20 protein-coding genes, 1 tRNA gene and 1 riboswitch (1 of these 22 running past the window's edge) are annotated in these 22,801 nt (G+C 48.4%); of the genes, 13 read left to right on the forward strand and 8 right to left on the reverse strand.

Going from position 1 to position 22,801, the window contains the following annotated elements; translation table 11 throughout:
• A tRNA-OTHER gene (locus HMPREF3091_RS06085) sits at nt 1-33 on the forward strand; it begins 53 nt to the left of the window's first position.
• A gap of 103 nt (nt 34-136) precedes the next feature.
• On the opposite strand, the gene HMPREF3091_RS06090 is transcribed toward HMPREF3091_RS06085, so the two are convergent.
• Nucleotides 137-427 carry a DUF1435 family protein gene (locus HMPREF3091_RS06090; protein WP_035502616.1) on the reverse strand — a complete coding sequence of 97 codons (291 nt, stop codon included), beginning with the start codon at nt 425-427 and terminating at the stop codon, nt 137-139.
• A 301-nt stretch (nt 428-728) separates the two neighbouring features.
• Here HMPREF3091_RS06090 and HMPREF3091_RS06095 point away from each other — a divergent pair, with 301 nt between their 5' ends.
• The 9 genes from HMPREF3091_RS06095 (at nt 729) to HMPREF3091_RS06135 (ending at nt 11,889) form a co-directional block, all read left to right on the forward strand.
• Nucleotides 729-1,793: a GGDEF domain-containing protein gene (locus HMPREF3091_RS06095; RefSeq protein ID WP_070714792.1), complete on the forward strand. Its 1,065-nt coding sequence runs from the start codon at nt 729-731 to the stop codon at nt 1,791-1,793.
• 269 nt (nt 1,794-2,062) lie between these two features.
• Nucleotides 2,063-2,854 (forward strand): siderophore-iron reductase FhuF, encoded by a 792-nt coding sequence (gene fhuF, locus HMPREF3091_RS06100; RefSeq protein ID WP_083321375.1) that lies wholly within the window; start codon nt 2,063-2,065, stop codon nt 2,852-2,854.
• Between the two features lie 113 nt (nt 2,855-2,967).
• Nucleotides 2,968-3,357 carry a DUF805 domain-containing protein gene (locus HMPREF3091_RS06105; protein WP_070714793.1) on the forward strand — a complete coding sequence of 130 codons (390 nt, stop codon included), beginning with the start codon at nt 2,968-2,970 and terminating at the stop codon, nt 3,355-3,357.
• A 106-nt stretch (nt 3,358-3,463) separates the two neighbouring features.
• Complete coding sequence (locus HMPREF3091_RS06110) at nt 3,464-3,841, forward strand: DUF805 domain-containing protein (protein ID WP_035502615.1); 378 nt, start codon at nt 3,464-3,466, stop codon at nt 3,839-3,841.
• Nucleotides 3,842-4,303: 462 nt separating this feature from the next.
• On the forward strand, nt 4,304-6,478 hold the full coding sequence (locus tag HMPREF3091_RS06115) for a TonB-dependent siderophore receptor (protein WP_070714796.1): 2,175 nt from the start codon (nt 4,304-4,306) through the stop codon (nt 6,476-6,478).
• Nucleotides 6,479-6,667: 189 nt separating this feature from the next.
• On the forward strand, nt 6,668-8,008 hold the full coding sequence (locus HMPREF3091_RS06120; protein ID WP_004846702.1) for a lysine N(6)-hydroxylase/L-ornithine N(5)-oxygenase family protein: 1,341 nt from the start codon (nt 6,668-6,670) through the stop codon (nt 8,006-8,008).
• On the forward strand, nt 8,005-8,607 hold the full coding sequence (locus HMPREF3091_RS06125) for a GNAT family N-acetyltransferase (RefSeq protein ID WP_070714798.1): 603 nt from the start codon (nt 8,005-8,007) through the stop codon (nt 8,605-8,607). Before HMPREF3091_RS06120 ends, HMPREF3091_RS06125 begins: the two co-directional genes overlap by 4 nt.
• Nucleotides 8,604-10,439 (forward strand): IucA/IucC family protein, encoded by a 1,836-nt coding sequence (locus HMPREF3091_RS06130; protein ID WP_070714799.1) that lies wholly within the window; start codon nt 8,604-8,606, stop codon nt 10,437-10,439. Before HMPREF3091_RS06125 ends, HMPREF3091_RS06130 begins: the two co-directional genes overlap by 4 nt.
• Nucleotides 10,440-10,668: 229 nt before the next feature.
• Nucleotides 10,669-11,889 (forward strand): MFS transporter, encoded by a 1,221-nt coding sequence (locus tag HMPREF3091_RS06135; RefSeq protein ID WP_070714800.1) that lies wholly within the window; start codon nt 10,669-10,671, stop codon nt 11,887-11,889.
• 115 nt (nt 11,890-12,004) lie between these two features.
• Here HMPREF3091_RS06135 and ygiD read toward each other — a convergent pair whose 3' ends face one another.
• Complete coding sequence (gene ygiD, locus HMPREF3091_RS06140; RefSeq protein ID WP_070714802.1) at nt 12,005-12,790, reverse strand: 4,5-DOPA-extradiol-dioxygenase; 786 nt, start codon at nt 12,788-12,790, stop codon at nt 12,005-12,007.
• Between the two features lie 252 nt (nt 12,791-13,042).
• On the opposite strand from ygiD, the gene zupT reads away from it, so the two are divergent.
• Nucleotides 13,043-13,816: a zinc transporter ZupT gene (gene zupT / locus HMPREF3091_RS06145; protein ID WP_004846692.1), complete on the forward strand. Its 774-nt coding sequence runs from the start codon at nt 13,043-13,045 to the stop codon at nt 13,814-13,816.
• A gap of 61 nt (nt 13,817-13,877) precedes the next feature.
• On the opposite strand, the gene ribB is transcribed toward zupT, so the two are convergent.
• Nucleotides 13,878-14,531, reverse strand: coding sequence for a 3,4-dihydroxy-2-butanone-4-phosphate synthase (ribB, locus tag HMPREF3091_RS06150; RefSeq protein WP_004846689.1), 654 nt, complete (start codon nt 14,529-14,531; stop codon nt 13,878-13,880).
• Nucleotides 14,532-14,650: 119 nt separating this feature from the next.
• Nucleotides 14,651-14,830, reverse strand: a riboswitch (FMN riboswitch).
• Nucleotides 14,831-15,036: 206 nt separating this feature from the next.
• Between ribB and HMPREF3091_RS06155 the strand changes: the two genes are divergently transcribed.
• A complete protein-coding gene (locus HMPREF3091_RS06155; protein ID WP_035502660.1) occupies nt 15,037-15,312 on the forward strand; it encodes a ubiquinone biosynthesis accessory factor UbiK in 276 nt (91 codons plus the stop codon).
• 92 nt (nt 15,313-15,404) lie between these two features.
• Here HMPREF3091_RS06155 and yjeH read toward each other — a convergent pair whose 3' ends face one another.
• Both yjeH and hldE read right to left on the reverse strand, forming a co-directional pair.
• Entirely contained in the window at nt 15,405-16,649 is a 1,245-nt protein-coding gene (yjeH, locus tag HMPREF3091_RS06160) for an L-methionine/branched-chain amino acid transporter (RefSeq protein WP_070714804.1), read from the reverse strand.
• A gap of 30 nt (nt 16,650-16,679) precedes the next feature.
• Nucleotides 16,680-18,110 carry a bifunctional D-glycero-beta-D-manno-heptose-7-phosphate kinase/D-glycero-beta-D-manno-heptose 1-phosphate adenylyltransferase HldE gene (hldE, locus tag HMPREF3091_RS06165; RefSeq protein WP_008814969.1) on the reverse strand — a complete coding sequence of 477 codons (1,431 nt, stop codon included), beginning with the start codon at nt 18,108-18,110 and terminating at the stop codon, nt 16,680-16,682.
• Nucleotides 18,111-18,217: 107 nt separating this feature from the next.
• Between hldE and HMPREF3091_RS06170 the strand changes: the two genes are divergently transcribed.
• Nucleotides 18,218-19,147, forward strand: a complete 930-nt coding sequence (locus HMPREF3091_RS06170) for a Kdo(2)-lipid IV(A) acyltransferase (RefSeq protein ID WP_004846680.1) — start codon at nt 18,218-18,220, stop codon at nt 19,145-19,147.
• A gap of 57 nt (nt 19,148-19,204) precedes the next feature.
• Here the strand turns inward: HMPREF3091_RS06170 and HMPREF3091_RS06175 are convergent, their stop codons facing one another.
• The 3 genes from HMPREF3091_RS06175 to glnE form a co-directional block, all read right to left on the reverse strand.
• Nucleotides 19,205-19,525, reverse strand: coding sequence for a CcdB family protein (locus HMPREF3091_RS06175; protein WP_004846678.1), 321 nt, complete (start codon nt 19,523-19,525; stop codon nt 19,205-19,207).
• Entirely contained in the window at nt 19,525-19,770 is a 246-nt protein-coding gene (locus HMPREF3091_RS06180) for a type II toxin-antitoxin system CcdA family antitoxin (protein WP_070714805.1), read from the reverse strand. Before HMPREF3091_RS06180 ends, HMPREF3091_RS06175 begins: the two co-directional genes overlap by 1 nt.
• Before the next feature lie 78 nt (nt 19,771-19,848).
• Nucleotides 19,849-22,698 (reverse strand): bifunctional [glutamate--ammonia ligase]-adenylyl-L-tyrosine phosphorylase/[glutamate--ammonia-ligase] adenylyltransferase, encoded by a 2,850-nt coding sequence (gene glnE / locus HMPREF3091_RS06185; protein WP_083321376.1) that lies wholly within the window; start codon nt 22,696-22,698, stop codon nt 19,849-19,851.
• Between the last annotated feature and the right edge of the window lie 103 nt (nt 22,699-22,801).

Genomic DNA, 22,801 nt, shown 5'->3' on the forward strand with positions numbered 1-22,801 from the left:
GACGTGAGGGTTCAAGTCCCTCTCTTCGCACCAACAGATTGTTTCTTTCTTATCCTGCCTTATCCTTGCATATCCCAGAGCTTTAACAACTTCCCTCTCCTCTTTGTACACATGTATTTCAGTCTCCTCCCAGCAGTTAGACACCAAAGTAATTGTAATTTAAAGAAATTGTCGCAAGTCCTCCCGCCAGAGCTAAACCGGACGGCAGTAAAATATAATCGCGCAAGCGTGGATTAAACAGCATAGCCAGCGTTGTTAGCATAGCTAGAACCATCATGCCTTTTAAAAAAGATAAATTCAGATTCGAGACGATCAGCAAGGGTAAAACCAATGTTGGTAGACTAATCCCCCAAATCCCGCTCAATGATCGCCATGCCCATAGGCTTATCCCCCACACCGCCAGCAACGCTATCGATACTATCAGCATAAATCGCACCATAGATGATAATGATTCCCAATATCATAAACTGAGATTTTTTAATTTTCACCCATGAATTCTGTATGTGTACCCACTCTCATCGCGCATAGAGGCAAAAAAGTGATGATTTTTTATCCACTTCATTTCCCTGTAACCCACATTAATTACAAGCACATGACTTCTCCGATCAAAACTGTTACTTTTATCGCCGAATAAGAATAATCTCAGAAGATTTTTTCTAATACTGAGAACATCCAGTCATTTCAAATTCCTAATCCGAGCAATATTGACAGCCACGAGCCCATTTTTAATGAACGCAAAAAGTTACGATGAGTTATTAAATAGCAAAAGCCATATGACCTTCCTGCTATTTATTCTGTTAAATGGTGCGACATCATTTTATGCGTTGCTGAACCCATTACAAACAGATCCACCGTATACGATTGCAGGAATCGGCATTTTCGTTTTTTGCCTATTTTCTGCCATATCGCTGATATGGCATCGTGAAAAATACCTGTTAAAGCTCAATATTGCTGCACTGTTATTGGGGGTACTGTGGTCATTTCATATTGCAGTAAAATATCGGCACGTCGATGTAAGCGGGCACGAATTTTTATTAATCAATTTGTTTAGCGTTTTTTTTATTGCTGCGGTGACTCTTTCTGACAATTTATTGGCCTTTTGCCTAAATGCTATCCCTGTGGCGATTACCGTTATTATTTTGGAGGACTTCCATAATATGACGCGTATCTTATTCGTGCTGGCATTACCAATTATGGCGCTATCCCTTCACCACGCCATAACCCGCAGACGCGAGGCTTTCACTCGTCAATTAGTAAACCAACTTGAACGCGATAAGGCCCGCTTCAGCGACCTCAGCATGATTGACCCACTCACTGCGTTACTCAATCGTCGTGGTCTGGAGTTTCAATTTCATCACATGAGCAACGACTGCACTGCTGAACACAAACATTTTGTTGTGATGATAGACATCGATTTTTTTAAGCTTTATAACGATCATTATGGCCATCAGTATGGTGATACCGCATTGACGGCCATTGCTCAGATTATCAAAGAAGCCGTACGCAGCAGAGATTTAGCTGTTCGCTACGGCGGCGAAGAGTTTTTACTTATTTTACGCGATGCTTCTGAGACGTTAGCCATCCAAATCTGTGAACATATTCGTTCACATGTGGAACAATTAGCACTGATAAATGAATACCAGCCAAATGGGTACAGCGTAGTCACCGTTTCAGCGGGTCTTTCAGAGATGTACAATAATAATTTAGAGAATGCTATCGCTCGCGCCGATCAGGCACTGTACCTATCTAAGCAGAAAGGTCGTAATAGAGTTTCACTGCAAAAAGAGGCCTAACTGTTTATATACGCTACGGATATGACAGCGAGTCAATCGATCAAATATAGACTGCGGCACCGACGCTTAAATTATTCTATTTTGTATAATACCAAATAGAAATATGTCTACTTTTTCTATATCCGCAGCGCTATGCGGCCAAGGACACACTCTTAGCCGCCAATCTTTCTCCTTTTCTACCCTCACCGCATTTTTCGCTTCGCATTCTTGCGATTGATAATAGTTATCAGTATTATTGCGTTTTTATCCCTGCTATCTAGGATGCTTTGGTGAAGATAACTGCGCTGACTGAGCTCGATGCCTACCTTCCTGCGGTATTTCCCGCTTTTCCGCCAGAAGCGGAAGAGTTAACCGCGCTTTTCAGCCAGCATTATCCTCATTTCCTGACAACGTTTTTGATTGATGAAACTGCATCTAGCCATGATTTATCCGCAATGCAGTGGTCCGCTACGGGAACGTACGCCAAGCTTATGTCGCGTTATCAGCATGAACACTACGCCGAGTTTCCAGACAAAAGCCCAGAAGCCAAACCGTTAGAATCACTGTGGGCTCAGTGGTATTTTGGGTTGCTGGTGCCGCCCATGATGCTGCTGTTACTCCAGCATTCTGCCCCTTTAGATCCACATATCCGCCAGTTCAAAGTTCGCTTCCACGAAAGTGGACGGCCTGAGGCATTTATCTATTATCCAAAACTGATATCCAGCGAGACTCGCAATAGCACACCTCTGCAGAGGATCGTGTCACTGGTTGAACGTCATTTGCTTCCGGCAGTCAATGCGATTGCACGGCAGGGTGTTTTAAACGCCAAGCTCATGTGGAGCAACATTGGTTATGTGATGCATTGGTATTTGGGGGAACTTCGCCCTCTGCTCGGCGACGTCACCTTTTCTCAGCTAGAACATGCGCTATTCTTTACGGCGGTATTCCCAAATGGGCAAGAGAATCCACTCTATCGTACTGTTCTGATGCGTAACGGTACGATTCAGCGCCGCACCTGCTGCCAGCGCTATAAGCTGCCTAAAATGAAAGAGTGTGGTGATTGCCCATTAAATTTAGGGTAATTATTTTTGCGTTAAAAATGCCATTATAAATAGCGGGCTTATTGATCAATATCAGGCTTATTGGTTACCTGTCGAGTATCCTATCCCCTCTTTAAATCAAGGGATTTGATTCAATGAATTCGTATATTCATGCGTTGAAAAATTACGCAGAGTTTAATGGCCGTGCTAGCCGTAGAGAGTACTGGATGTTTTCACTTTTCCATATGCTTATACTGGCACTCATTCTATGGCTTTCTATAACAATTGAAACTGATATTTCGGGTCTCACTGCTATTCTCTCCATACTGTATATGCTTTTAACGCTAATTCCACATCTAGCCGTTCTCGTCAGAAGGCTACACGATACAAACCAGTCCGGTTGGTTTTACTTAATTTCTTTCATTCCATTTATTGGCCCTATCGTTCTGTTTGTATTTCTCTGCAAAAAAGGCACATGCGGCGATAATTGTTATGGGCCCGATCCAAAAGCAGAACGTCCAGAAACTAACTTTATCGTTCAATAAGATATGGTTATTTAAGCATTGCTTCACGTTGAAATAAGCAAAACTTCTTTAAAAAAAAACTATTATATCCATGATATTTCAACTTACTCGCAAGGAAGTTTTGTACATGGAATGGTTTCTCAAAGTAGTCAAAGAAAATTACGCTAATTTCAATGGTCGTGCTCGCCGCAAAGAATATTGGATGTTTACCCTGTTTTCATCCATTATCAGCGTTGTGTTATTTGTGTTAACGAGTATATTCTCAGATAGTATGCTGGGCATTATCTTTAGCATCTTAGCGATAATTTATGCATTAGCCATACTTGTTCCAAGTATAGCTCTCATTGACAGAAGACTGCATGACACCGACCATTCAGGCTGGTTTTATTTCATTGCTCTGATACCACTTGTTGGCCCTATCATTCTACTGATTACTCTTTGCAAAGAAGGTACTCGTGGAGACAACAAGTATGGTGCCGATCCAAAAACAGGTGATTTGATCTAGTCAGACTGGCATCTCTGAGCTCTTGTTCATTCAACGGTGAACTAAGCTTGCTTTGATATAGGTTGATATCGTCAACCTATATCATCGTAACTCGTTTATATTTCGTATCTCCCCCCTTCTCTTGTTAGTTTATCTCCCAGCATGCATTTCCTCAGCTAAAGCCATATTCCCTTAGATTAAAAACACATTAAGATATCGCGTTTTAATGACAGCAACTCATTAAATTCAATGATATTTATAAGGTTAATCATGATAAACAATGATTAATATGTGACAAAGATCACAAAGAAAAATAGTTTTCCCCTTTTTCCCTGAAGAAAAGCTACCAAAGCTAACGAGAATAATTATCATTCTGTATCGCATTTGATGAAGCGATGTCATTGACTGGTTAACAACCAGTGATGACCAGAGTGCTCACAATTAATTATTAGATTTTCGTGCTTTTCAAGCAGGGATCATTAGATGAAATACAATGCGTTTATTTGCTCTTCGTTAAAAGCCGCGTTACCTATCGGCTGCTTATTTCTCCCTTTGAGCGCCTTTGCCGCTACAGAAACTGATACAGCAACCTCTGGCAACGAAGACAAAATCGTCGTTAGCGCCAAATCCAGTCTTCCTCCTCTAGGAAGCTATGAAAACACCGGGACTAAATCAGATCTGACCGCGCAGGATACTCCTCAGACCATCAATACCGTTGAAGGACAAGAGCTGGACGAGCGTGGGATTAGCTCGCTCAACGAAGCATTGCGCTATGTGTCTGGTGTCACTACCGAAAACCGTGGCGGGGCAATCACCCGTTTTGACGAATTCACCATTCGCGGTTTTAAAAACAGCGAAAACTACCTTGATGGCTTACAGCTGCCTTACAACGAGTGGAACATTCAGGGTCAGGTAGATACCTACATGTTGGACCGCATCGAAGTGATGAAAGGCCCAGCATCCGTTTTATACGGTAACGCCTCCCCTGGCGGTATCGTGAATATGATCAGCAAAAAACCGCAGAAAATCCAAAATACCGACGTTGAATTCGATACCGGCAGCGATAATCGCCGTGAGGGAAAAATCGACTCTACCGGACAGATTGGCGACAGCGATGTTAGCTATCGTTTTGTTGGTTTAGCTGGCGCATCTGATGGACAGGCTGAAGGCTCCAAGAACGAACGTTATCTATTAGCGCCTTCGCTGCGTTGGGATATCGACGATAATAACAGTCTGTTAGTGCAGGCATTCCTGCAAAACGATCCTAAGGCGGGCGTATATACGTCCCTGCCAGGTGAAGGCACATTTAAATACTCGCCTTATGGCAAATTGCCTACGGATGTCTATTTAGGTGACCACAACTGGGAAGCGTACAAGCGCAAGCAAGAGTCTGTGGGCTACCAGTATGACCACCGCTTCAACGATGATTGGTCATTCACCCAAAAAGCTCGTTTCATGCACATCACGGCTTATCAGGAAAATACTTACAGTACTGGATTGGCTGATGATGGCCGTACTCTAGGCCGTCGTATGTATATGACTGACGAAAGCATGGACTCCTTCAATATTGATAACCAGATTGCCGGTAAGTTTGATACCGCATTCCTGCGCCATAACGTACTGTTGGGCTTCGATTACCAATGGCAGAACAACAAGACTGAATATCAAGATGCCGTGGCACCAAGCATCGATATCTTTGACCGCGACAACAGCGAAATTAATCGTGGCAACATTGCATGGGATCCCTCTCTGGCAACCAACGTGCGCTACAGCATGCATCAGAATGGTTACTACTGGCAGGATTCAATCGATCTCGACAAGCTAACAATTCTCGCCGGTGGTCGCTATGACCAATACGAAAAACGCACCTACGGCCTGCAATACGGTGCCGATACTGACGAAACCTTCAGCCAGAGTAAGTACACCCAACGCTATGGCGCGATGTACCACTTTGATAACGGTATTTCTCCGTATGTTGCCTACTCCGAAGGCTTTGAGCCTTTAGCGGGACGTAACAAAAGCGGGGGTTCTTACAAACCTGAAACCAGCAAGATGTGGGAAGGTGGGGTGAAATTTGCAACACCAAGCCAAAACACTATCTTCACGGCCGCTGTGTTTGATATCAAAAAAGAGAATGCGCTAACCTCCAATCCGAACGGCGTTGACCCTTACGAGAAATACCAGAGTGGGGAAATTGAGTCGAAAGGTTATGAATTCGAAATTCGTACCTCGCCGCTGGAAAACCTGCTGTTAACGGCAAACTATGCCTACACCGACGTGAAAATTACCGAGGATGCCAACAAGTCACTCATTGGTAACCGTCCGGTACAAACAGCCAAAGATAACGCCAGCGCATGGGCTAACTACACCATTGATGACACTTTCCTTCGTGGTCTCACCATTGGTGCGGGTATTCGTTACATTGGCCGTATGGAAGCCAACCAGAGCAATACCGAGCAACTGCCAGCCGTGACGCTGTATGACATGGCTGCGTCATATGAGCTTGGTAACCTAACGCCAGCACTCGATAACGCCACGCTCAAAATGGCCGTGAACAACATCACTGACAAACGTTATGTCGCCAGCTGCTATGACAGCAATAACTGCTGGTTCGGCGCAGAACGCTCTGTGGTCGTCGGCGTGAAATATTCCTTCTAAGCACCTTCTAAAACAGGGATGCCGGATATACCGGCACCCTTTTATAAAAACTAACTCTTTTAAATTAACGTCATGGCGTCATTTAACGCCAGCTCCACCGCCCGTATCCGAAATCTAGAACGCTGGAAGAATGCTGAGCATCGATTTTGTACTGTTACCACTCGTGAATACCTAACTAAGGTAAGATCTATGACCCAGTTCTCCTTATCCTCTCAGACCGGCGCGGCAACGCAGCCTTACGATTTTATCGCCATCGGTATTGGGCCATTTAATCTGGGACTGGCCTGTTTGACTCAGCCGCTATCGCAGGTCAATGCGCTTTTTCTCGACCAAAACACGGGCTTTGATTGGCACCCTGGCATGATGCTGGAAAGTGCTCATCTGCAAACGCCTTTTATGGCCGATCTGGTGACGCTGGCAGATCCGACGCACCCATTGAGTTTCCTCAATTACATCAAACAGCAGGGACGACTCTACTCATTCTACATTCGCGAAAGCTTCTTCTTGATGCGCAAGGAGTACAACCAGTATTGCCGTTGGGCTACTGAACGCCTGAGCAATCTGCGATTTAATACCAAAGTTGAACGTGTGGAATACGATCAAGATAGTCATTGCTATCACGTTCATTGCAGCGATACTCGCAACGGTCAGAAACTGAAGTTTGAAACTCGCCGCCTAGTTCTTGGCACTGGCCCTTCCCCTGTCATTCCCGACTGCTGCCAGCCAATGGCTGAACGCATGGTGCATTCTGGCCAGTACCTGCACCACAAAGAGGAACTGCAAACCCGCCGCTCAATTACGGTGGTCGGCAGCGGGCAAAGCGCGGCCGAGATCTATTACGATCTTCTCTCCGAAATTGATAAATATGGTTATCAGTTAAACTGGGTCACGCGTGCACCTCGCTTCTTCCCGCTGGAATACACCAAACTCACGCTTGAAATGACGTCACCAGAATATGTGGATTACTTCCACCAACTGCCTGCCGAAAAGCGTGACCAGCTCAATATGCAGAGCCAACAGCTCTACAAAGGTATTAATAGCAGTCTGATTAACGACATTTTCGATCTGCTGTATATCAAACGTCTCGATGGGCACGTGAACACCCGCTTGTTCACCAACACGGCATTAACCGGCGTACAGAACACAACCAATAGCAAAGCCTTGAATCTGGCGCTACATCAGCATGAACAGGATCAACACTTTGCCATTAACAGCGAGGCTGTGATCCTGTGCACCGGATATCGCCACCAGCCACCAGCGTTTTTACAACCGATCCACGACCGAATTGCATGGGATGAAAAAGGCCGCTACGACGTGGCTCGAAATTATTCGATCGACACCCAGCACAATGAGATTTTTGTCCAAAACGCCGAGTTACATACCCACGGTTTTGTCACCCCCGATCTCGGCATGGCCTGCTATCGCAATTCATGGATCCTGCGAGAAATAACCGGTACTGAGCACTATCCCATTGAAGAACAGATTGCCTTCCAACAGTTTGCTGCTCCGCAAACCGGAGATTTGTTATGAGTTATGTTTTTGAACATCAGGTGGCTGACGTCGGGGATTTCGCACTTCGCCCGTTGGACGCCATTCAAGATGCCGAGCTTCTACATAGCTGGGTCAGTCAACCTTATGCACGCTATTGGGGCATGATGGAACAATCAGTAGAGCAGGTGCGAGATTTCTATCTGGATCTGCTCAAGCACCACCCTGACGGCGCGTTTATCGGCCTATATCAAGGTAAACCTACGTTTTTATTAGAGAGATATCAGGCAATCCACGATCCGGTGGGTCAGTGCTATCCAGCACAAAGCAGCGATTACGGTATGCACATTTTGGTCGCTCCGGCGGATAAACCCGTCAGCGGTTTTACCTGGGCGGTCTTCCAGACCATCGTTGCCTTCATGTTTAGCGACGAACGCGTAGCCCGTATCGTGGTAGAACCCGACGTGCGCAACGAGAAAATTCATCGCCTAAATAAACGTGCCGGATTCGTCTACCAACATAAAATCGAGCTGGCAAACAAAACGGCATGGCTGGCCTTCTGTGACCGTGACCAGCACGCCGCCGCTCTGCGCCATGACGCGCAATATCACTCTGTTTCCCGTCAGGAGACTCACGCATGACCGCTCATACTCAATTTTCTCATTTGCCCGTATCTGAACAAAACCGTCACGTTATCGCGCATCTGACCCCAGAACTGTGGAGCAAAGCCAATCGCCTACACGTTCGCAAAGCCATTGCTGAATTTGCTCACGAGCGTTTGATTACGCCAAAATGCATTAGTCACCCTGCGTCTCCTGAAGAACTTGCCGACTACCAGCTTGCTGCGCCACAGGGCGACGTGGTTTATCACTTCCGCGCACGTCGTCTAGCATTGGAGCATTGGGCCATCAATGCCGAATCTCTGCGTAAGACCCAGGCAGGCGTTGAGCAGGAATTAGACTCTCTGTGCTTCATCATTGAATTCAAAGATGTGCTTGGTATTCCTCAAGAAATGCTACCGACTTACATGGAAGAGATCACCAGCACGCTTTACAGCAGCGCATTTAAACATCTGCGTGAAGGCGTTTTGATTGAACAGCTATTGGACGCCGATTTTCAAACGTTGGAAGGTGCCATGATGGAAGGCCATCCCGCCTTTGTGGCGAACAATGGCCGTATCGGTTTTGACGCTTTTGACTACCAAGCCTACGCGCCAGAAGCCGCCGCCCCCATCAATTTCGTCTGGCTCGCCGCGCACAAAAGCAAAGCCCATTTCGCCAGCATTGAAGAACTAAGTTATCAGCAATTGCTGGAAGAAGAGCTCACCCCAAGCGTGGTGAATGATTTCCGCCAACAGCTCATGGCACAAGATTTGGATCCTACCGATTATATCTTCATGCCGGTTCATCCATGGCAGTGGCAGAACAAGCTGACAGGGATTTTCGCACCCGATATCGCTAAACGTGAGTTGGTTTATTTGGGTATCGGTGATGATAACTATCAGGCACAGCAATCGATCCGTACCTTCTTTAACACCAGCGCCCCCCGCAAGCGTTATGTCAAAACCGCATTATCGATTCTGAATATGGGTTTCATGCGTGGCCTATCGCCGTATTACATGGCAACCACTCCGGGCATCAATGAATGGCTGGCCGAGCTCATCGATAACGACGCTTGCCTGCGCGACTATGGTTTCCGTATGCTGCGCGAAGTAGCCACCATCGGCTATCGCAATCACTATTACGAAAGCGCAGTAAGCGGTGATACGCCATACAAAAAAATGATGGCAGCGCTGTGGCGCGAAAGCCCACTGGCGCTGATCCAGCCAAATCAACGTGTTATGACGATGGCGGCGCTGCTGCATCAAGATCGTGAAGGTAACGCTCTACTACCTGCAATGATTCAAGCTTCTGGCCTCGAGACGGGCGAATGGCTGAAACGCTATCTGCAAAGCTACCTTAGCCCGCTGTTGCACTGCCTATACACCTACGATCTAGCTTTTATGCCACACGGTGAAAACCTGATTCTAGTGCTGGAAAACCACACGCCGGTACACGTTTTCATGAAGGATATCGCCGAAGAAATCGTGGTGATGGATCCCAACGCCGATCTGCCAGAAAAAGCCAAACGCGTGGCGGTATTTGTTCCCGATGAGCTGAAGATTCTGTCGATCTTCACCGACGTTTTCGACGGTTTCTTCCGCTTCATGGCCGCGATCTTACACGAACAAGGAGACTATTCTCAGGAGCAGTTCTGGCAACGAGTCTCAGAGTGTGTGACTGACTATCAGCAGGCGCATCCTGAGTTAGCGGAGCGCTTTGCACGTTACGATATGTTCAGCCCCGCGTTTACGCACTCTTGCCTGAACCGCCTACAGTTAGCGAACAATCGCCAGATGATCAATCTCAGCGATCCATCGCAAAACCTAAAGTTTGCTGGTCAGTTAGATAACCCGCTAGTGGTTTTTAAATAACGGGTTTAAATACTATAAAGCCCTTAGCCTATAAAGGGCGGGGCTATTCTTCCGGAGTCTTATATCCTAAATAATGGATATATATCCAAAATAATGGGAGTTGCACCAAGGCGGCAAGCGAGATAACCCCGAATCACTTATTCTAGTAAGTGATTCGGGTGAGCGAGCACAGCCAACACAGATGCAGCTTCAAGTATGACGGATATAAATAACCGAGTAATCACCCGAGATGTCATCCTATATTGCTGCTTCTAAGCTCACTCGCCGCGCCGTGCTGTTCCCTCTTGCACTGGTACTTTTCGAGTTTGCGACCTATATCGCCCACGACATGATCCAACCGGGCATGATCCATGTCGTGCGTGATTTCAATGCTGATGTGAGCTGGGTTCCAACCTCATTAACCGCGTACTTATTTGGCGGCATGATGCTGCAATGGTTGCTTGGGCCGCTATCTGACCGGATTGGCCGCCGGCCAGTCATGCTCACTGGTGTCATGCTATTCGTTGTCGCCTGTATCGCGACCCTGTTTACCACCAGCATTGAGCAATTTATCCTGATGCGCTTCATTCAAGGAATCAGTCTGTGCTTTATCGGTGCAGTAGGCTATGCCGCTGTGCAAGAGGCCTTCGACCAAACGCTCAGCATTAAGCTAATGGCGCTAATGGCAAACGTGGCCCTGATTGCACCGCTGATTGGCCCCCTGGCGGGTGCCGCCTTCATCCAATTTGCGCCATGGAAAAGCATGTTTGCCGTATTCGCGCTGGTTGCTTTTGTCGCATGGTTGGGTCTGTGGAAAGGCATGCCGGAAACCGCGCAGTCTCAGGGAGAAAAACTACGTCTAAAGTCTCTCTTGGCTGATTACCGTCATATATTTGGTAATTTACGCTTTGTCTGCGGCGCCACATCAATTGGCTTCTCTGCTCTGCCGTTGTTGGCCTGGGTGGCTATTTCGCCCGTCATTCTGATCGACGGAGAAGGTCTGACACCAGTAGCTTACGGCTGGCTACAGGTGCCAATTTTCATTGCGCTCATTGCCGGAAATTTAGTGCTGGCACGCATTGCTGGCAAAATGCCGATTGAAAAACCGCTTTGGCTTGGCGCTCCTCCTATCATCGCAGGACTAGCGCTAGCGGCTTTTGGCACCGTGTTTACACCGCATGCCTACCTTTGGACTATCGCTGGCCTAAGTCTCTACGCGTTCGGTACGGGTCTTATCAACGCAGGGCTTTATCGCCTAACGCTGTTTGCCAGCGATATGCGCAAAGGTACCGTCGCGGCGGCACTGGGTATGACAACCATCGGCATCTATGCATTGGGAATCGAGCTGGCAAAACGTATTTATCTTTGGGCAGGAAGCGGCGTATTTAATGTGTATGGGCTTATCAGCGGGTTGGTTTGGTTAGGACTGATGTGGATGTTCCTGAGAAAAAAGCCTGATGCGCCAGCATAAAGTTAATATGCAATAACTCACAAATTCGTCGTTCTAGCCTTCAGGCAAATTTCTTCAAATGCCATGATTGCAAGATTTGGGCGCGCACCCCGCGCGCCCAAACGATAAACAGGGCTCACTCTCCGACGACGACAGATAACATACTCAGCGACGCCATCACGATACCGTCAATAGGGACACGGATTGGCTCTTCACCGTCCCAAGCACCTAGGACATAAAGCAGCGGCAGAAAGTGTTCTGGCGAAGGGTTGGATAATTCCGCTCCCTCATGCTGCATAAAGTTAACCAGTGGATGATCCTCACCTTTATACGCCAGATTCTCGCGCACAAAATTATCAAAGCTGAATGCCCACGGATAAGGTTCAGCGTCGCCTTGCCATTTCACCATACGCAGGTTGTGCACCACGTTTCCGCTCGCCACAATCATCACGCCCTCATCGCGTAAAGCCGACAGTTTTTTACCTAAGGCAAAGTGATAAGCCGCAGGCTGTGTTCCGTCGATGCTAAGCTGGATCACTGGAATATCAGCATCAGGATACATTTTAATTAACACGCCCCAAGTACCGTGATCCAATCCCCACTCACTGTGATCTAAATGCACCATTTCCGGTTCGAGCAATTGCTGAACTCGACGAGCCAGCTCAGGGGCCCCCGGAGCAGGATATTGAGTATCAAACAACGCCTGTGGAAATCCGCCAAAGTCATGGATAGTGCGCGGTTGTTCCATCGCAGTAACGAAAGTGCCGTGTGTAAACCAATGGGCAGACACGGCAATAATCGCTTTTGGACGCGGTAACGTTCGACCCAACTCGCGCCAAGCCGCCGTGTAATCATTTTCTTCCAGCACGTTCATCGGGCTACCGTGACCGAGAAACAACGCAGGCATACGAGAGGTCGTCATAACATTATCCTTTTCTTATCTACTGGAGGGCGCTGCCTCCGAATCCCTCTACAGTACTCACAATTCAACAAATCGTCTGCCAGATAACCATGATGATGATTGTCAGTAAATTTGAATATTCTCTGCCAGCCAAAGTCTTTCGTCTCACGATGAGGTTGAGTTATTAATTCTATTGGTAATAACTTTGTATTCGCTATTTACTTACTGATAGGTTAAAACAATAATAGGAATCATTATCAACAAGGAGGCGCTATGTCAGTACCACTCATTCTGACTCTGCTTGCTGGCGGTGCCACGTTTGTCGGCGCGTTGTTAGCCATCGTCGGGCAAAAACCATCTAACCGGGTTTTAGCCTTTGCGCTCGGCTTTGCAGCAGGGATTATGCTGCTGATTTCGTTAATGGAAATGCTACCCGCCGCGCTAGATACCCAAGGCATGTCGCCTATGCTCGGTTACGGCATGTTTATCATTGGCTTAGTGGGCTATTTCCTATTGGACAGGATGTTGCCTCATCAACATGCTCACGATCTGATGGATGTTCCTAAAGCGGGGAAAACGCGTAACCTGCGCCGCACGGCGATGCTGCTGACATTAGGCATCAGCCTGCACAACTTTCCAGAAGGGATAGCCACCTTTGTCACCGCAAGCTCCGATCTCGAACTCGGAATGGGAATTGCGTTAGCCGTTGCTATTCACAATATTCCAGAGGGTCTTGCGGTAGCTGGGCCGGTTTACGCCGCAACAGGTTCGAAAACTAAAGCGTTGTGGTGGGCAAGTATTTCAGGTTTTGCTGAGATTTTAGGAGGGCTGCTGGCATTCTTCCTGCTGGGACCGGCTATCTCTCCAGTATTCATGGCATCGATTATGGCGATGGTGGCCGGGATTATGGTCGCGCTGTCAGTCGATGAGCTCATGCCGTTGGCGAAAGAAATCGATCCGCAGAATAACCCGAGCTATGGCGTTTTGTGCGGTATGACCGTGATGGGATTTAGCCTAACGTTGCTTCAGAGCAGCCCATTAGGTTAATCCAGTCTCAATAGCAAAAAGGACAGCCTAGGCTGTCCTTTTTCGTTTGGCTAGCAAGCAATTAGCTCGCTTTTTTCTCTTGAGACTGACGATATGCAACCAAATCGTCGATAGTCACAACGGGCATATTATGTTTGTTAGCAAACACAATCACCTCTGGAGCACGAGCCATAGTGCCATCGTCGTTGGTCAGTTCGCACAGTACACCCGCGGAACGGAAGCCAGCCAAAGTGACTAAATCAATAGTGGCTTCGGTATGGCCACGACGCGTCAACACACCGCCGTTTTGCGCACGCAGTGGGAATACATGACCTGGGCGATGCAAATCAGAAGGCTTAGCGCCTTCTGCACTCGCCGCACGCACGGTGGTCAAACGGTCTTTGGCAGAAACACCGGTAGTAACGCCTTCGGCGGCTTCGATAGTCACGGTGAACGCGGTGCCGTAGTGGCTGGTGTTATTGCTGACCATCATTGGCAGATCTAACTGCAAACGACGCTCTTCAGTGATGCACAGACACACAATGCCGCTACCGTGACGGATGGTCATCGCCATCTGTTCTTCAGTCATGGTTTCAGCAGGGAAAATCATGTCGCCTTCGTTTTCACGATTTTCATCGTCGAGCACCATCACACCACGTCCTTCACGCAGTGCAGTCAGCGCACGTTCAACACGTTCCATCGGAGTACCGAAATCGGAAAGTAAAGTCTGATTCATGGTAAAAAAACCTCATTAATTATATGGATTACCAGAATCAGGGCAGCTTTGAGGAGTGGCAAACGCAAGCCTACGGCCTACGCGCCTAATAACGCGAGTGGGATAAACCCAACAGGTATCGTTACTCTCTCCCATCCGGACTCTAACCGTCGGCTCTGGAATTACACCAGATCTGCTGTCCTTACACTTTGCAGCGTAAGCGCTCGCGGGCTTTTTATGATTTCGCCACGCCTTTAAAGGCATGCGTTATGCATAAATTTACCGCCGGTGGGGACTTCCACCCCGCCCTGAGAATAAGCAAGCCAACTATAACGCTAATGACTAATTTGGGCAATCGGCTTTCCTGATTATCCAAGAACGATCACAGAGGTTTATCCGTTAGCCAACTCGCATTACACTATGGGCTTAAAGCATCACGGCTATGCCGCAGCTCAATATCATCGTCATTCGTTCTGATCGTGGTGTGAAGCCACAACGCATGACCATAACGACCAAGGAACACTCCATGATTGACCCGAAGAAAATTGAACAAATTGCTCGTCAGGTGCATGAATCTATGCCAAAAGGACTGCGTGAGTTCGGGGATGATGTCGAGAAGAAGATCCGCCAAATCCTACAAGCACAGTTCAACCGTATGGATTTAGTCAACCGTGAAGAGTTTGACGTGCAGACTCAAGTTCTTATGCGTACCCGCGAGAAACTCGCCCTGATGGAACAACGCCTCGCAGCACTAGAAGAAAAACTGGCAGCAACAGAAACGACGACCAAAGACGCGGAATAATCCAACTTAGACTCAAAACTAAAACGGAAGCTTAGGCTTCCGTTTTTTTGTTTGTTCGGTATGCAGGAGAAAACAACGGTATTAATACGAATCTAAGCGCTCGCGGTGGTGCGCTTCGGCAGGAAAACCCACAGAGCGGCTAACATAACGATGGCGTACACACTTTTCCATCCCACCATGTACAACAGCAGTAAGCATAATACTCCACCTATTGCCGCCATCAGACGTGAACGCCCTTTAAGCAATCGACACCCCGCCAGCATGCACAGTAGATAGATCATAATAAAGATGCCATTGGCATAGATGATCAATTCATCTAAAGCGATGCCTAGAGTAAAAATGCCAACCGCACATACCAAGCAGCAGCCAAGAACCACATTTAACGCATTAACCGGCGCCTGACGTACAGAAAGTTTCGCCAGACGACTGCCCTGTTGTAGCTGCGCCTGTGACCACACTAAACGTGCAAAACTTTGAGTATAAATATTCAGGCTGGCAAAACAGGCGAGATAGCCAATAATACAGGCGACCCAAAGCGCTTTCTGTCCAAACAGTTGAACTACAATCCCCGGCAATGACGCAGCCGCTGCTTTTTCCGCTCCGAAAGCATTGAAGTGCAGCACGGCGACCGTACATCCCCAATAGACAATCCCAGCCAACACCAAACCGATGATCAGCGCCCGCGGGAAATCACGTTCAGGATGCTTAAATTCAGAAGCCAAATGAGCAAAGGCTTCTAAGCCAACAAAGCACCAAAACATCACTGCCAAAGCGGAGAATAAATTACCAGGGCTAACATCAGACGGTTGAGGGAATGGAATTTCGGCAGGAGAGATCCCCCCGCGCCACCAAATAGCCACTACAAGAGCCACAACCAGTGCAGCAATCAGCGTCTGAAGGTTAGCGCTAGAACCGGCGCCTCGCGTACCGAGAAACCACACCGCGCTCAGAGTGCCGACCTCGACCAGCAGTAGCTGCCAACCATGCCAGCCAAACATGGCCTGCCAAAAGCCTGCCGCGATTTGTAACGCCGCTGGCAAACCAACAGGGATAACCGAGAGGAAAAGCCAGCCCGTTACCCGAGCCATATGCGGCCCAAATGCCATACCGACGAAATGAGCAGCGCCGCCGGCGCTAGGAAAATGACGTCCCAGCGCGGCAAAGCCAATAGCAATCGGAAAAACGAGCACAATCAGAATGGGCCAAGCCCATAAGCTATCATCGCCCGCCACTAATGCCGCCAACGCAGGAACGGCAAATACGCCCGTTCCTAACAAGGAAGTCGACAGTAGCCCCACGCCCTGAGCCAATCCCAGCTCTTGCTTTAATCCACTCACAGTGTGTTCCGATTGTCGTGCGTCAGGCCTTTACTCGTGCCCCTGACGAATGGTTTTTATAATATTGGTGGTTGAGCAGCCATCTTCAAAATTCAGCACACGCACTTCACCACCTGCAGCGATAACCTCTTTGCCACCAGCAATATCTTCCGGCTTGTAGTCGCCACCTTTGACCAGCAGGTCTGGCAAGATTTCAGAGATAATGCGCTGCGGAGTATCTTCTTCAAACGAGATAACCCAATCCACCGCTTCCAACGCCGCCAGCACAATCATACGCTGTGCCAACGCATTCACCGGACGCTCTTCGCCTTTTAGGCGTTTAGTTGATGCATCGCTGTTAACCGCGACAATCAGGCGATCGCCAAGCTTACGCGCATTAGCTAAATAAGAGACATGCCCCGCGTGGAGAATGTCAAAAACGCCGTTGGTCATAACGACTTTTTCACCACGTTGGCGAGCATTGGCGACAGCCACTTTTAGCTCGTCTTGACTCATTACGCCAAAGCCCGTCTCGCTGCGTCCACGAATGGCATTTTCCAGTTCAATCGGAGAAACCGTTGACGTCCCCAGCTTGCCAACCACGACACCGGCACCAGCATTAGCCAAGAAGCAGGCTTCTTCCAACGAAGTGCCTGCGGCAATACACGTTGCCAACACGCCAATAACCGTATCGCCCGCACCGGTCACGTCATAAACTTCCTGCGCCTGCGTCGGCATGTGTAAAGGTGGCTGGTCGTGCTGTAGTAACGTCATTCCCTGCTCAGAACGCGTCACCAACAACGCCGTCAGCTCAAATTCACGCATCAGTTGCAAACCACGCTCAACCAATTCTTCATCGGTTTTGCAGCGGCCAACAACGGCTTCAAACTCAGACAGATTTGGCGTTAACAGCGTAGCACCGCGGTAACGCTCAAAATCGGTACCTTTTGGATCAATCAGCACGGGAACGTTCGCCGCACGCGCTAATTGAATCATCTGTTGGACGGAGTTCAGGGCGCCTTTCGCGTAATCGGATAAAATTAGCGCACCTAATTTTGGCAATACGTGCTGAATTCTGTCGAAGATCGGTTGAGGATCAATACTGCTAAAACCCTCTTCAAAATCGAGACGAATCAGTTGCTGGTTACGCGATAAAACACGCAGTTTTGTAATTGTCGGATGCGTCGGCACCGAGACAAAATCGCATTTAACATTCACTTCACCCAGCTTCGCACTCAGCGCTCTGGCCGCATCATCGATGCCGGTCAAACCCACCAAACGGGCGTTTGCACCAAGGGATGCAATGTTCATGGCCACGTTAGCCGCACCGCCAGGACGCTCCTCAACGGTATCCACTTTTACGACAGGCACTGGCGCTTCCGGTGAAATACGGCTAGTTGGTCCATACCAGTAGCGATCTAACATTACGTCACCCACAACCAGTACGTTGGCATGACGGAAATCAGGTAGGGTTACTTTCATCCCCAGGCTCCAAAACAGACTAAGATGGCGGCGATATTATCACAAGCGCCGTTATTTCTATTACAATAGGCTCTCAATTCATTGACCGAGGTTCTGGTTTCTCCGTTATGGCTGACAATCACGTTTACCCGAAATTCGAGCGCGAACTACTGCACCCACGTTACTGGTTAACTTGGCTAGGGCTAGGAGTGCTATACATTTTAGTCCTCTTACCTTATCCGTGGCTGTTTAAATTAGGAACGTGGTTAGGCAGAACTGCGATGAAGTTTATGAAACGCCGGGTAAAAATTTCTTTACGTAATTTGGAGCTCTGCTTCCCTGAAATGCCAGAGTCTGAGCGTAAAGAAAGAGTTGCCAAAAATTTTGAGTCCGTGGGTATGGGACTTATTGAAACCGGTATGGCTTGGTTTTGGCCAACGTGGCGAATTAACCGCTGGTGTAAAGCCGAAGGGTTAGAAAACATCACCAAAGCACAACAGGAAGGAAAAGGTGTTTTGCTGATTGGTTTGCATTTTCTCACGCTGGAATTAGGCGCTCGCATTTTTGGCGTTCACAATCCCGGCGTGGGTGTTTATCGCCCGAACGACAACAAAGTTGTCGACTGGATGCAAACTTGGGGACGTCTACGATCTAACAAATACATGCTGGATCGCAAAGACGTTAAAGGCATGATCCGGGCGTTGAAAGAGGGTGAAATTGTCTGGTATGCGCCCGATCACGATTACGGCCCACGCAGCAGCGTATTCGTTCCACTATTTGCCGTAGAACAGGCTGCGACCACCACCGGCACATACATTCTGGCACGTATGGGAAAACCTGCGATTATTCCGTTCAATGCCATTCGAGCCGAAGATGGCAGTGGCTACACCATGATTATTCAGCCACGTTTGGAAGATTTCCCGCTGGAAAACGAAACCGTAGCGGCAGCAGCGATGAATAAAGTCGTTGAGCAAGAAATTTTACGCGCGCCGAATCAATATATGTGGATGCACCGTCGCTTCAAGACTCGCCCGAAAGGAATGCCTTCCCGCTATTAGCTGCCAGATAATTAACGGATAAATAGATACACGGCAACGGTTTCAAGGACGAAACCACTAATACCCAAAGACTAAGAAATCCATCGCCCCGACAATATCATCTCGGCAGTAACCCAAGTCATCAACTTGCTCACCCAGTTGGGACAGGGCAACACCCGCCATCTGCGGCGTCATCAACAGCACCTCTTGCCCTTCGATCTTAAAGCTCAAGATCAAACGCTCTTGCTCAGTCAATGGCGATGATGGATTTTTCAACCCCAGCGGGATGACCATCCGAGTGGACAGAGATGACAAAAAATCGTGCTGAACATCCAGAAGATAGGGAAAGCGCTTTGCCGACGCGCGATCCCGGTTTTCATATACGCAAAACTGGCTCATCAGAAAGACCTCAGGCCATCACTGAATACGCCATGCTCTTCCACATCCTGATTGTACGCAGCAATGCTTTGACGATTATTTGCCAGCCACTGCTGTTGACCCTCGGCAATCACTGCCCGTTGCAGTGCATCCTCCATCACTGCAGATAAATTGATATTGAGTGCCTTTGCCTGCTGTATCAGTCCTTGATCGATGCTCACATTAACCGCCTTTTTGCTGCCCGTTAGAAGCGTTTTACGTTTCATACTAAAATTCCATGCGCATAAATTATGCGCATTATAGAACAACAAAAAGACAAATGAATAAAATTTGCGCACAACTTCTCAAAGATTATATTTCTCACCCAGCCACTTGGCCCAGCTTTGACGAACCTGCTCACGCTCGGCAACAAACATATCCAACCCAACCGTTCCTGACTGCTCTTGCAGAGCCAAGTGATGGATCGCATCACGCATCGTGACATATGCTTTGGTCAGCGCCGCGGCCTCATCATCAGGCATGATGTTGTAGTTTGCCATCAACTCGAAAATACGTACGTTATCAGACCAGCGCGTAAGCCGAGGTTCTTGGGCCGCATAGTTCAACACGAGATATTGTGCAATGAACTCAATGTCAGTGATGCCGCCTTCATCAGCTTTAATATCAAACAGCTCGCGATGCTTACCTCCTAAATGCTGACGCATTTTTTCGCGCATCTCACGCACCTCGATCTTCAGCGTATCGCCGACTCGAGGGCGGCATAGGATCTCATGTCGAATGGAATCAAACTGCTGATGGATTTGTGTATCGCCGTAGACTGGGCGAGCGCGCACCAAAGCTTGATGTTCCCATGTCCAAGCCTCGTTACGCTGATATTCTGCGAAAGACTCCACGGTACTAACCAACATTCCCGATGCCCCCGATGGGCGCAGGCGAGCATCCACTTCATATAAAATGCCAGAGGACGTTCGGGTACTGAACAGGTGCATGATGCGCTGCGCCAAACGCAGATAGAACTGACGCCCATCAATGCTACGTTCTCCGCTGGTCATCACATCAGAAGGGCAGTCCAACAGGAAAACCAGATCCAGATCAGAACTGTACCCTAGCTCCCAGCCACCTAGCTTACCGTAGCCAAGCACCGCAAACCCACGCCCTTCTCGTCCTTGCAAGTGAGTCGGTTGCCCATAGCGCGCAACCATATGAGTCCATGCCTGTTGTACTACGGCATCAATCATCGCTTCGGCCAAATAGGTGAGATGATCGCTAACTTTCATCACCGGCAACGCACCAGATATATCACTAGCAGCAATTCTTAGTTGATGAGCATGCTTAAACTGGCGCAACGCCTCAAGATTTTGCTCTTCATCATCGGCGGGAACACGCATCAAATATTGGCGCAGTTCATCTTGGTAAGCATCCTGCGGCACGGGTTTATACAGCGTGTTGGGATCAAGTAACTCATCCAGCAACAGCGGATAACGAGCCAATTGCGTCGCCACCATCGGCGATGCCGCACACAGGCGGATAAGCTGGCTCAGCGCAGCACGATACTCCACCAACAGTTCCAGATACGTAGTACGCGTTACAATATTTAATAGCAAAGGTGTTAGGCGTTGCAGCACACGTACGGCGTCTTCTCGGGCGCAGACTTCACCTAACAACTCTGGCATCAGTTGGCCTAGCACTTCTCGACCACGCGGGCCAATGGTGCGTTTATCCACGTCACTACGAAAATCATTGATGCATCTGAGCAGTAACTGACGCGATTCGCCCTCTAGCTGCGGGGTAAAAGGGTCAAGATCGCTTTCATCAAGCGAATCCTGCCACAGCGCAGCAAACTGCTCGCTAAATGCCGTCTCACTGCCTTCATTTCCTTCGTCATCGCCAATAAGCTCGTTAAAAATTAAACGAACACTGCGCATATGCTGATCTAGCTGTGCCATGAGTTCCGGCCAATCACCAAACCCCATTCCCCACGCTAAACGCGCCTGATTCAGCTCATCTGTCGGTAACGTTTGGGTTTGCTCATCATTGATGGCCTGCAGAAGATTTTCCAGACGACGCAAAAACAGGTAACTGCTGAGCAAAGATTCAACCTGTTCCGGCTGGAGCAGACCAAGCTGGCCAATAGCACGTAAAGAAGGCTGCAACGCCCGTTGTTGCAAACTGGGCTCGCGACCACCGCGGATCAGTTGGAAAACTTGGGTAATAAATTCAATCTCACGAATCCCCCCCGCCCCAAGCTTAATGTTATCTTTCAAACCTCTGCGCCGTACTTCACGGGCAATCATGCTTTTCATGTTTCTCAGCGACTGAATCACGCTGAAATCAATATAACGGCGAAAGACAAACGGGCGCAAAGTACGGCGTAGCTCTTGGCTGTAGGCATCTTCACTGCCCCCCATCAACCGTGCTTTCACCATGGCATAACGTTCCCAGTCGCGCCCTTGCTCCTGATAATAATCTTCCAGCGCAGCAAAACTCAGCACCAAAGGACCACTATCGCCAAACGGACGCAACCGCATATCAACGCGATAGACAAACCCGTCTACCGTGGGCTGATCGAGCGCTTTGATCAAACGCTGTCCTAAACGGGTAAAGAACTGCGCGTTATCTAACTCACGCCGTCCTCCCTGAGTTACGCCGCTTTCTGGATAAGCAAAAATCAGATCGATATCCGAGGAGAAATTTAGTTCTCCACCGCCCAATTTTCCCATACCTAAAATCAACAGCGGCTGTGGCTCGCCCTGGGAATTACACGGCGTTCCCCATTCAGCACAGCATGTTTGATACAGGCGATCGCGAGCAGTAATAATCAGCGTTTCAGCCAGTTCGCTTAGTTGGCGCAACGTATCGCTCGTTTCACACAGATTAAGCGATTGCATCCATGAAATACGCGCCAGCATATGTCGGCGAAACAGCCGTAGTCCGCGCATTAGGCTGGCTTCATCGAGAGCGTTTACTAATTGTTCGTCTAACCAATTAGCATAATTTTGCCACTCGTTAGACGTTGGAGGGGTGTCATGCAGTTGCTGCCACCATTCGGGATGCGTAATGAAATTTTCACTCATGAAGTCGCTTAGCGCGAGAGCACAAAGCTCTTCAGTGGAGGAAACGGCCAAACGCTCCGAGATTTGCGTGGCCTGAGCCTGCAACAAAGAGGGAAGCGGGCGGGAAGCAAACGCAGACATAGACACTCCCTTGAACATTCGCCTGTATTCAGGCGGAAAACGGTGCAGAACTCTCCTTCTTTGCTCTCTCCAGCGCTCACTGGAGAGGAGGCGTATGACTCAA

The organism is Hafnia sp. HMSC23F03 (assembly GCF_001816025.1).
Classification (GTDB): domain Bacteria; phylum Pseudomonadota; class Gammaproteobacteria; order Enterobacterales; family Enterobacteriaceae; genus Hafnia; species Hafnia paralvei.

Bases quoted from the DNA above. Each gene is read 5' to 3' on its own strand.
- HMPREF3091_RS06090 (WP_035502616.1), bottom strand. From the start codon at position 427: ATGCTGATAGTATCGATAGCGTTGCTGGCGGTGTGGGGGATAAGCCTA.
- HMPREF3091_RS06095 (WP_070714792.1), top strand. From the start codon at position 729: ATGAACGCAAAAAGTTACGATGAGTTATTAAATAGCAAAAGCCATATG.
- HMPREF3091_RS06105 (WP_070714793.1), top strand. From the start codon at position 2,968: ATGAATTCGTATATTCATGCGTTGAAAAATTACGCAGAGTTTAATGGC.
- HMPREF3091_RS06110 (WP_035502615.1), top strand. From the start codon at position 3,464: ATGGAATGGTTTCTCAAAGTAGTCAAAGAAAATTACGCTAATTTCAAT.
- HMPREF3091_RS06115 (WP_070714796.1), top strand. From the start codon at position 4,304: ATGAAATACAATGCGTTTATTTGCTCTTCGTTAAAAGCCGCGTTACCT.
- HMPREF3091_RS06120 (WP_004846702.1), top strand. From the start codon at position 6,668: ATGACCCAGTTCTCCTTATCCTCTCAGACCGGCGCGGCAACGCAGCCT.
- HMPREF3091_RS06125 (WP_070714798.1), top strand. From the start codon at position 8,005: ATGAGTTATGTTTTTGAACATCAGGTGGCTGACGTCGGGGATTTCGCA.
- HMPREF3091_RS06130 (WP_070714799.1), top strand. From the start codon at position 8,604: ATGACCGCTCATACTCAATTTTCTCATTTGCCCGTATCTGAACAAAAC.
- HMPREF3091_RS06135 (WP_070714800.1), top strand. From the start codon at position 10,669: ATGTCATCCTATATTGCTGCTTCTAAGCTCACTCGCCGCGCCGTGCTG.
- ygiD (WP_070714802.1), bottom strand. From the start codon at position 12,790: ATGACGACCTCTCGTATGCCTGCGTTGTTTCTCGGTCACGGTAGCCCG.
- zupT (WP_004846692.1), top strand. From the start codon at position 13,043: ATGTCAGTACCACTCATTCTGACTCTGCTTGCTGGCGGTGCCACGTTT.
- ribB (WP_004846689.1), bottom strand. From the start codon at position 14,531: ATGAATCAGACTTTACTTTCCGATTTCGGTACTCCGATGGAACGTGTT.
- HMPREF3091_RS06155 (WP_035502660.1), top strand. From the start codon at position 15,037: ATGATTGACCCGAAGAAAATTGAACAAATTGCTCGTCAGGTGCATGAA.
- hldE (WP_008814969.1), bottom strand. From the start codon at position 18,110: ATGAAAGTAACCCTACCTGATTTCCGTCATGCCAACGTACTGGTTGTG.
- HMPREF3091_RS06170 (WP_004846680.1), top strand. From the start codon at position 18,218: ATGGCTGACAATCACGTTTACCCGAAATTCGAGCGCGAACTACTGCAC.
- HMPREF3091_RS06175 (WP_004846678.1), bottom strand. From the start codon at position 19,525: ATGAGCCAGTTTTGCGTATATGAAAACCGGGATCGCGCGTCGGCAAAG.
- HMPREF3091_RS06180 (WP_070714805.1), bottom strand. From the start codon at position 19,770: ATGAAACGTAAAACGCTTCTAACGGGCAGCAAAAAGGCGGTTAATGTG.
- glnE (WP_083321376.1), bottom strand. From the start codon at position 22,698: ATGTCTGCGTTTGCTTCCCGCCCGCTTCCCTCTTTGTTGCAGGCTCAG.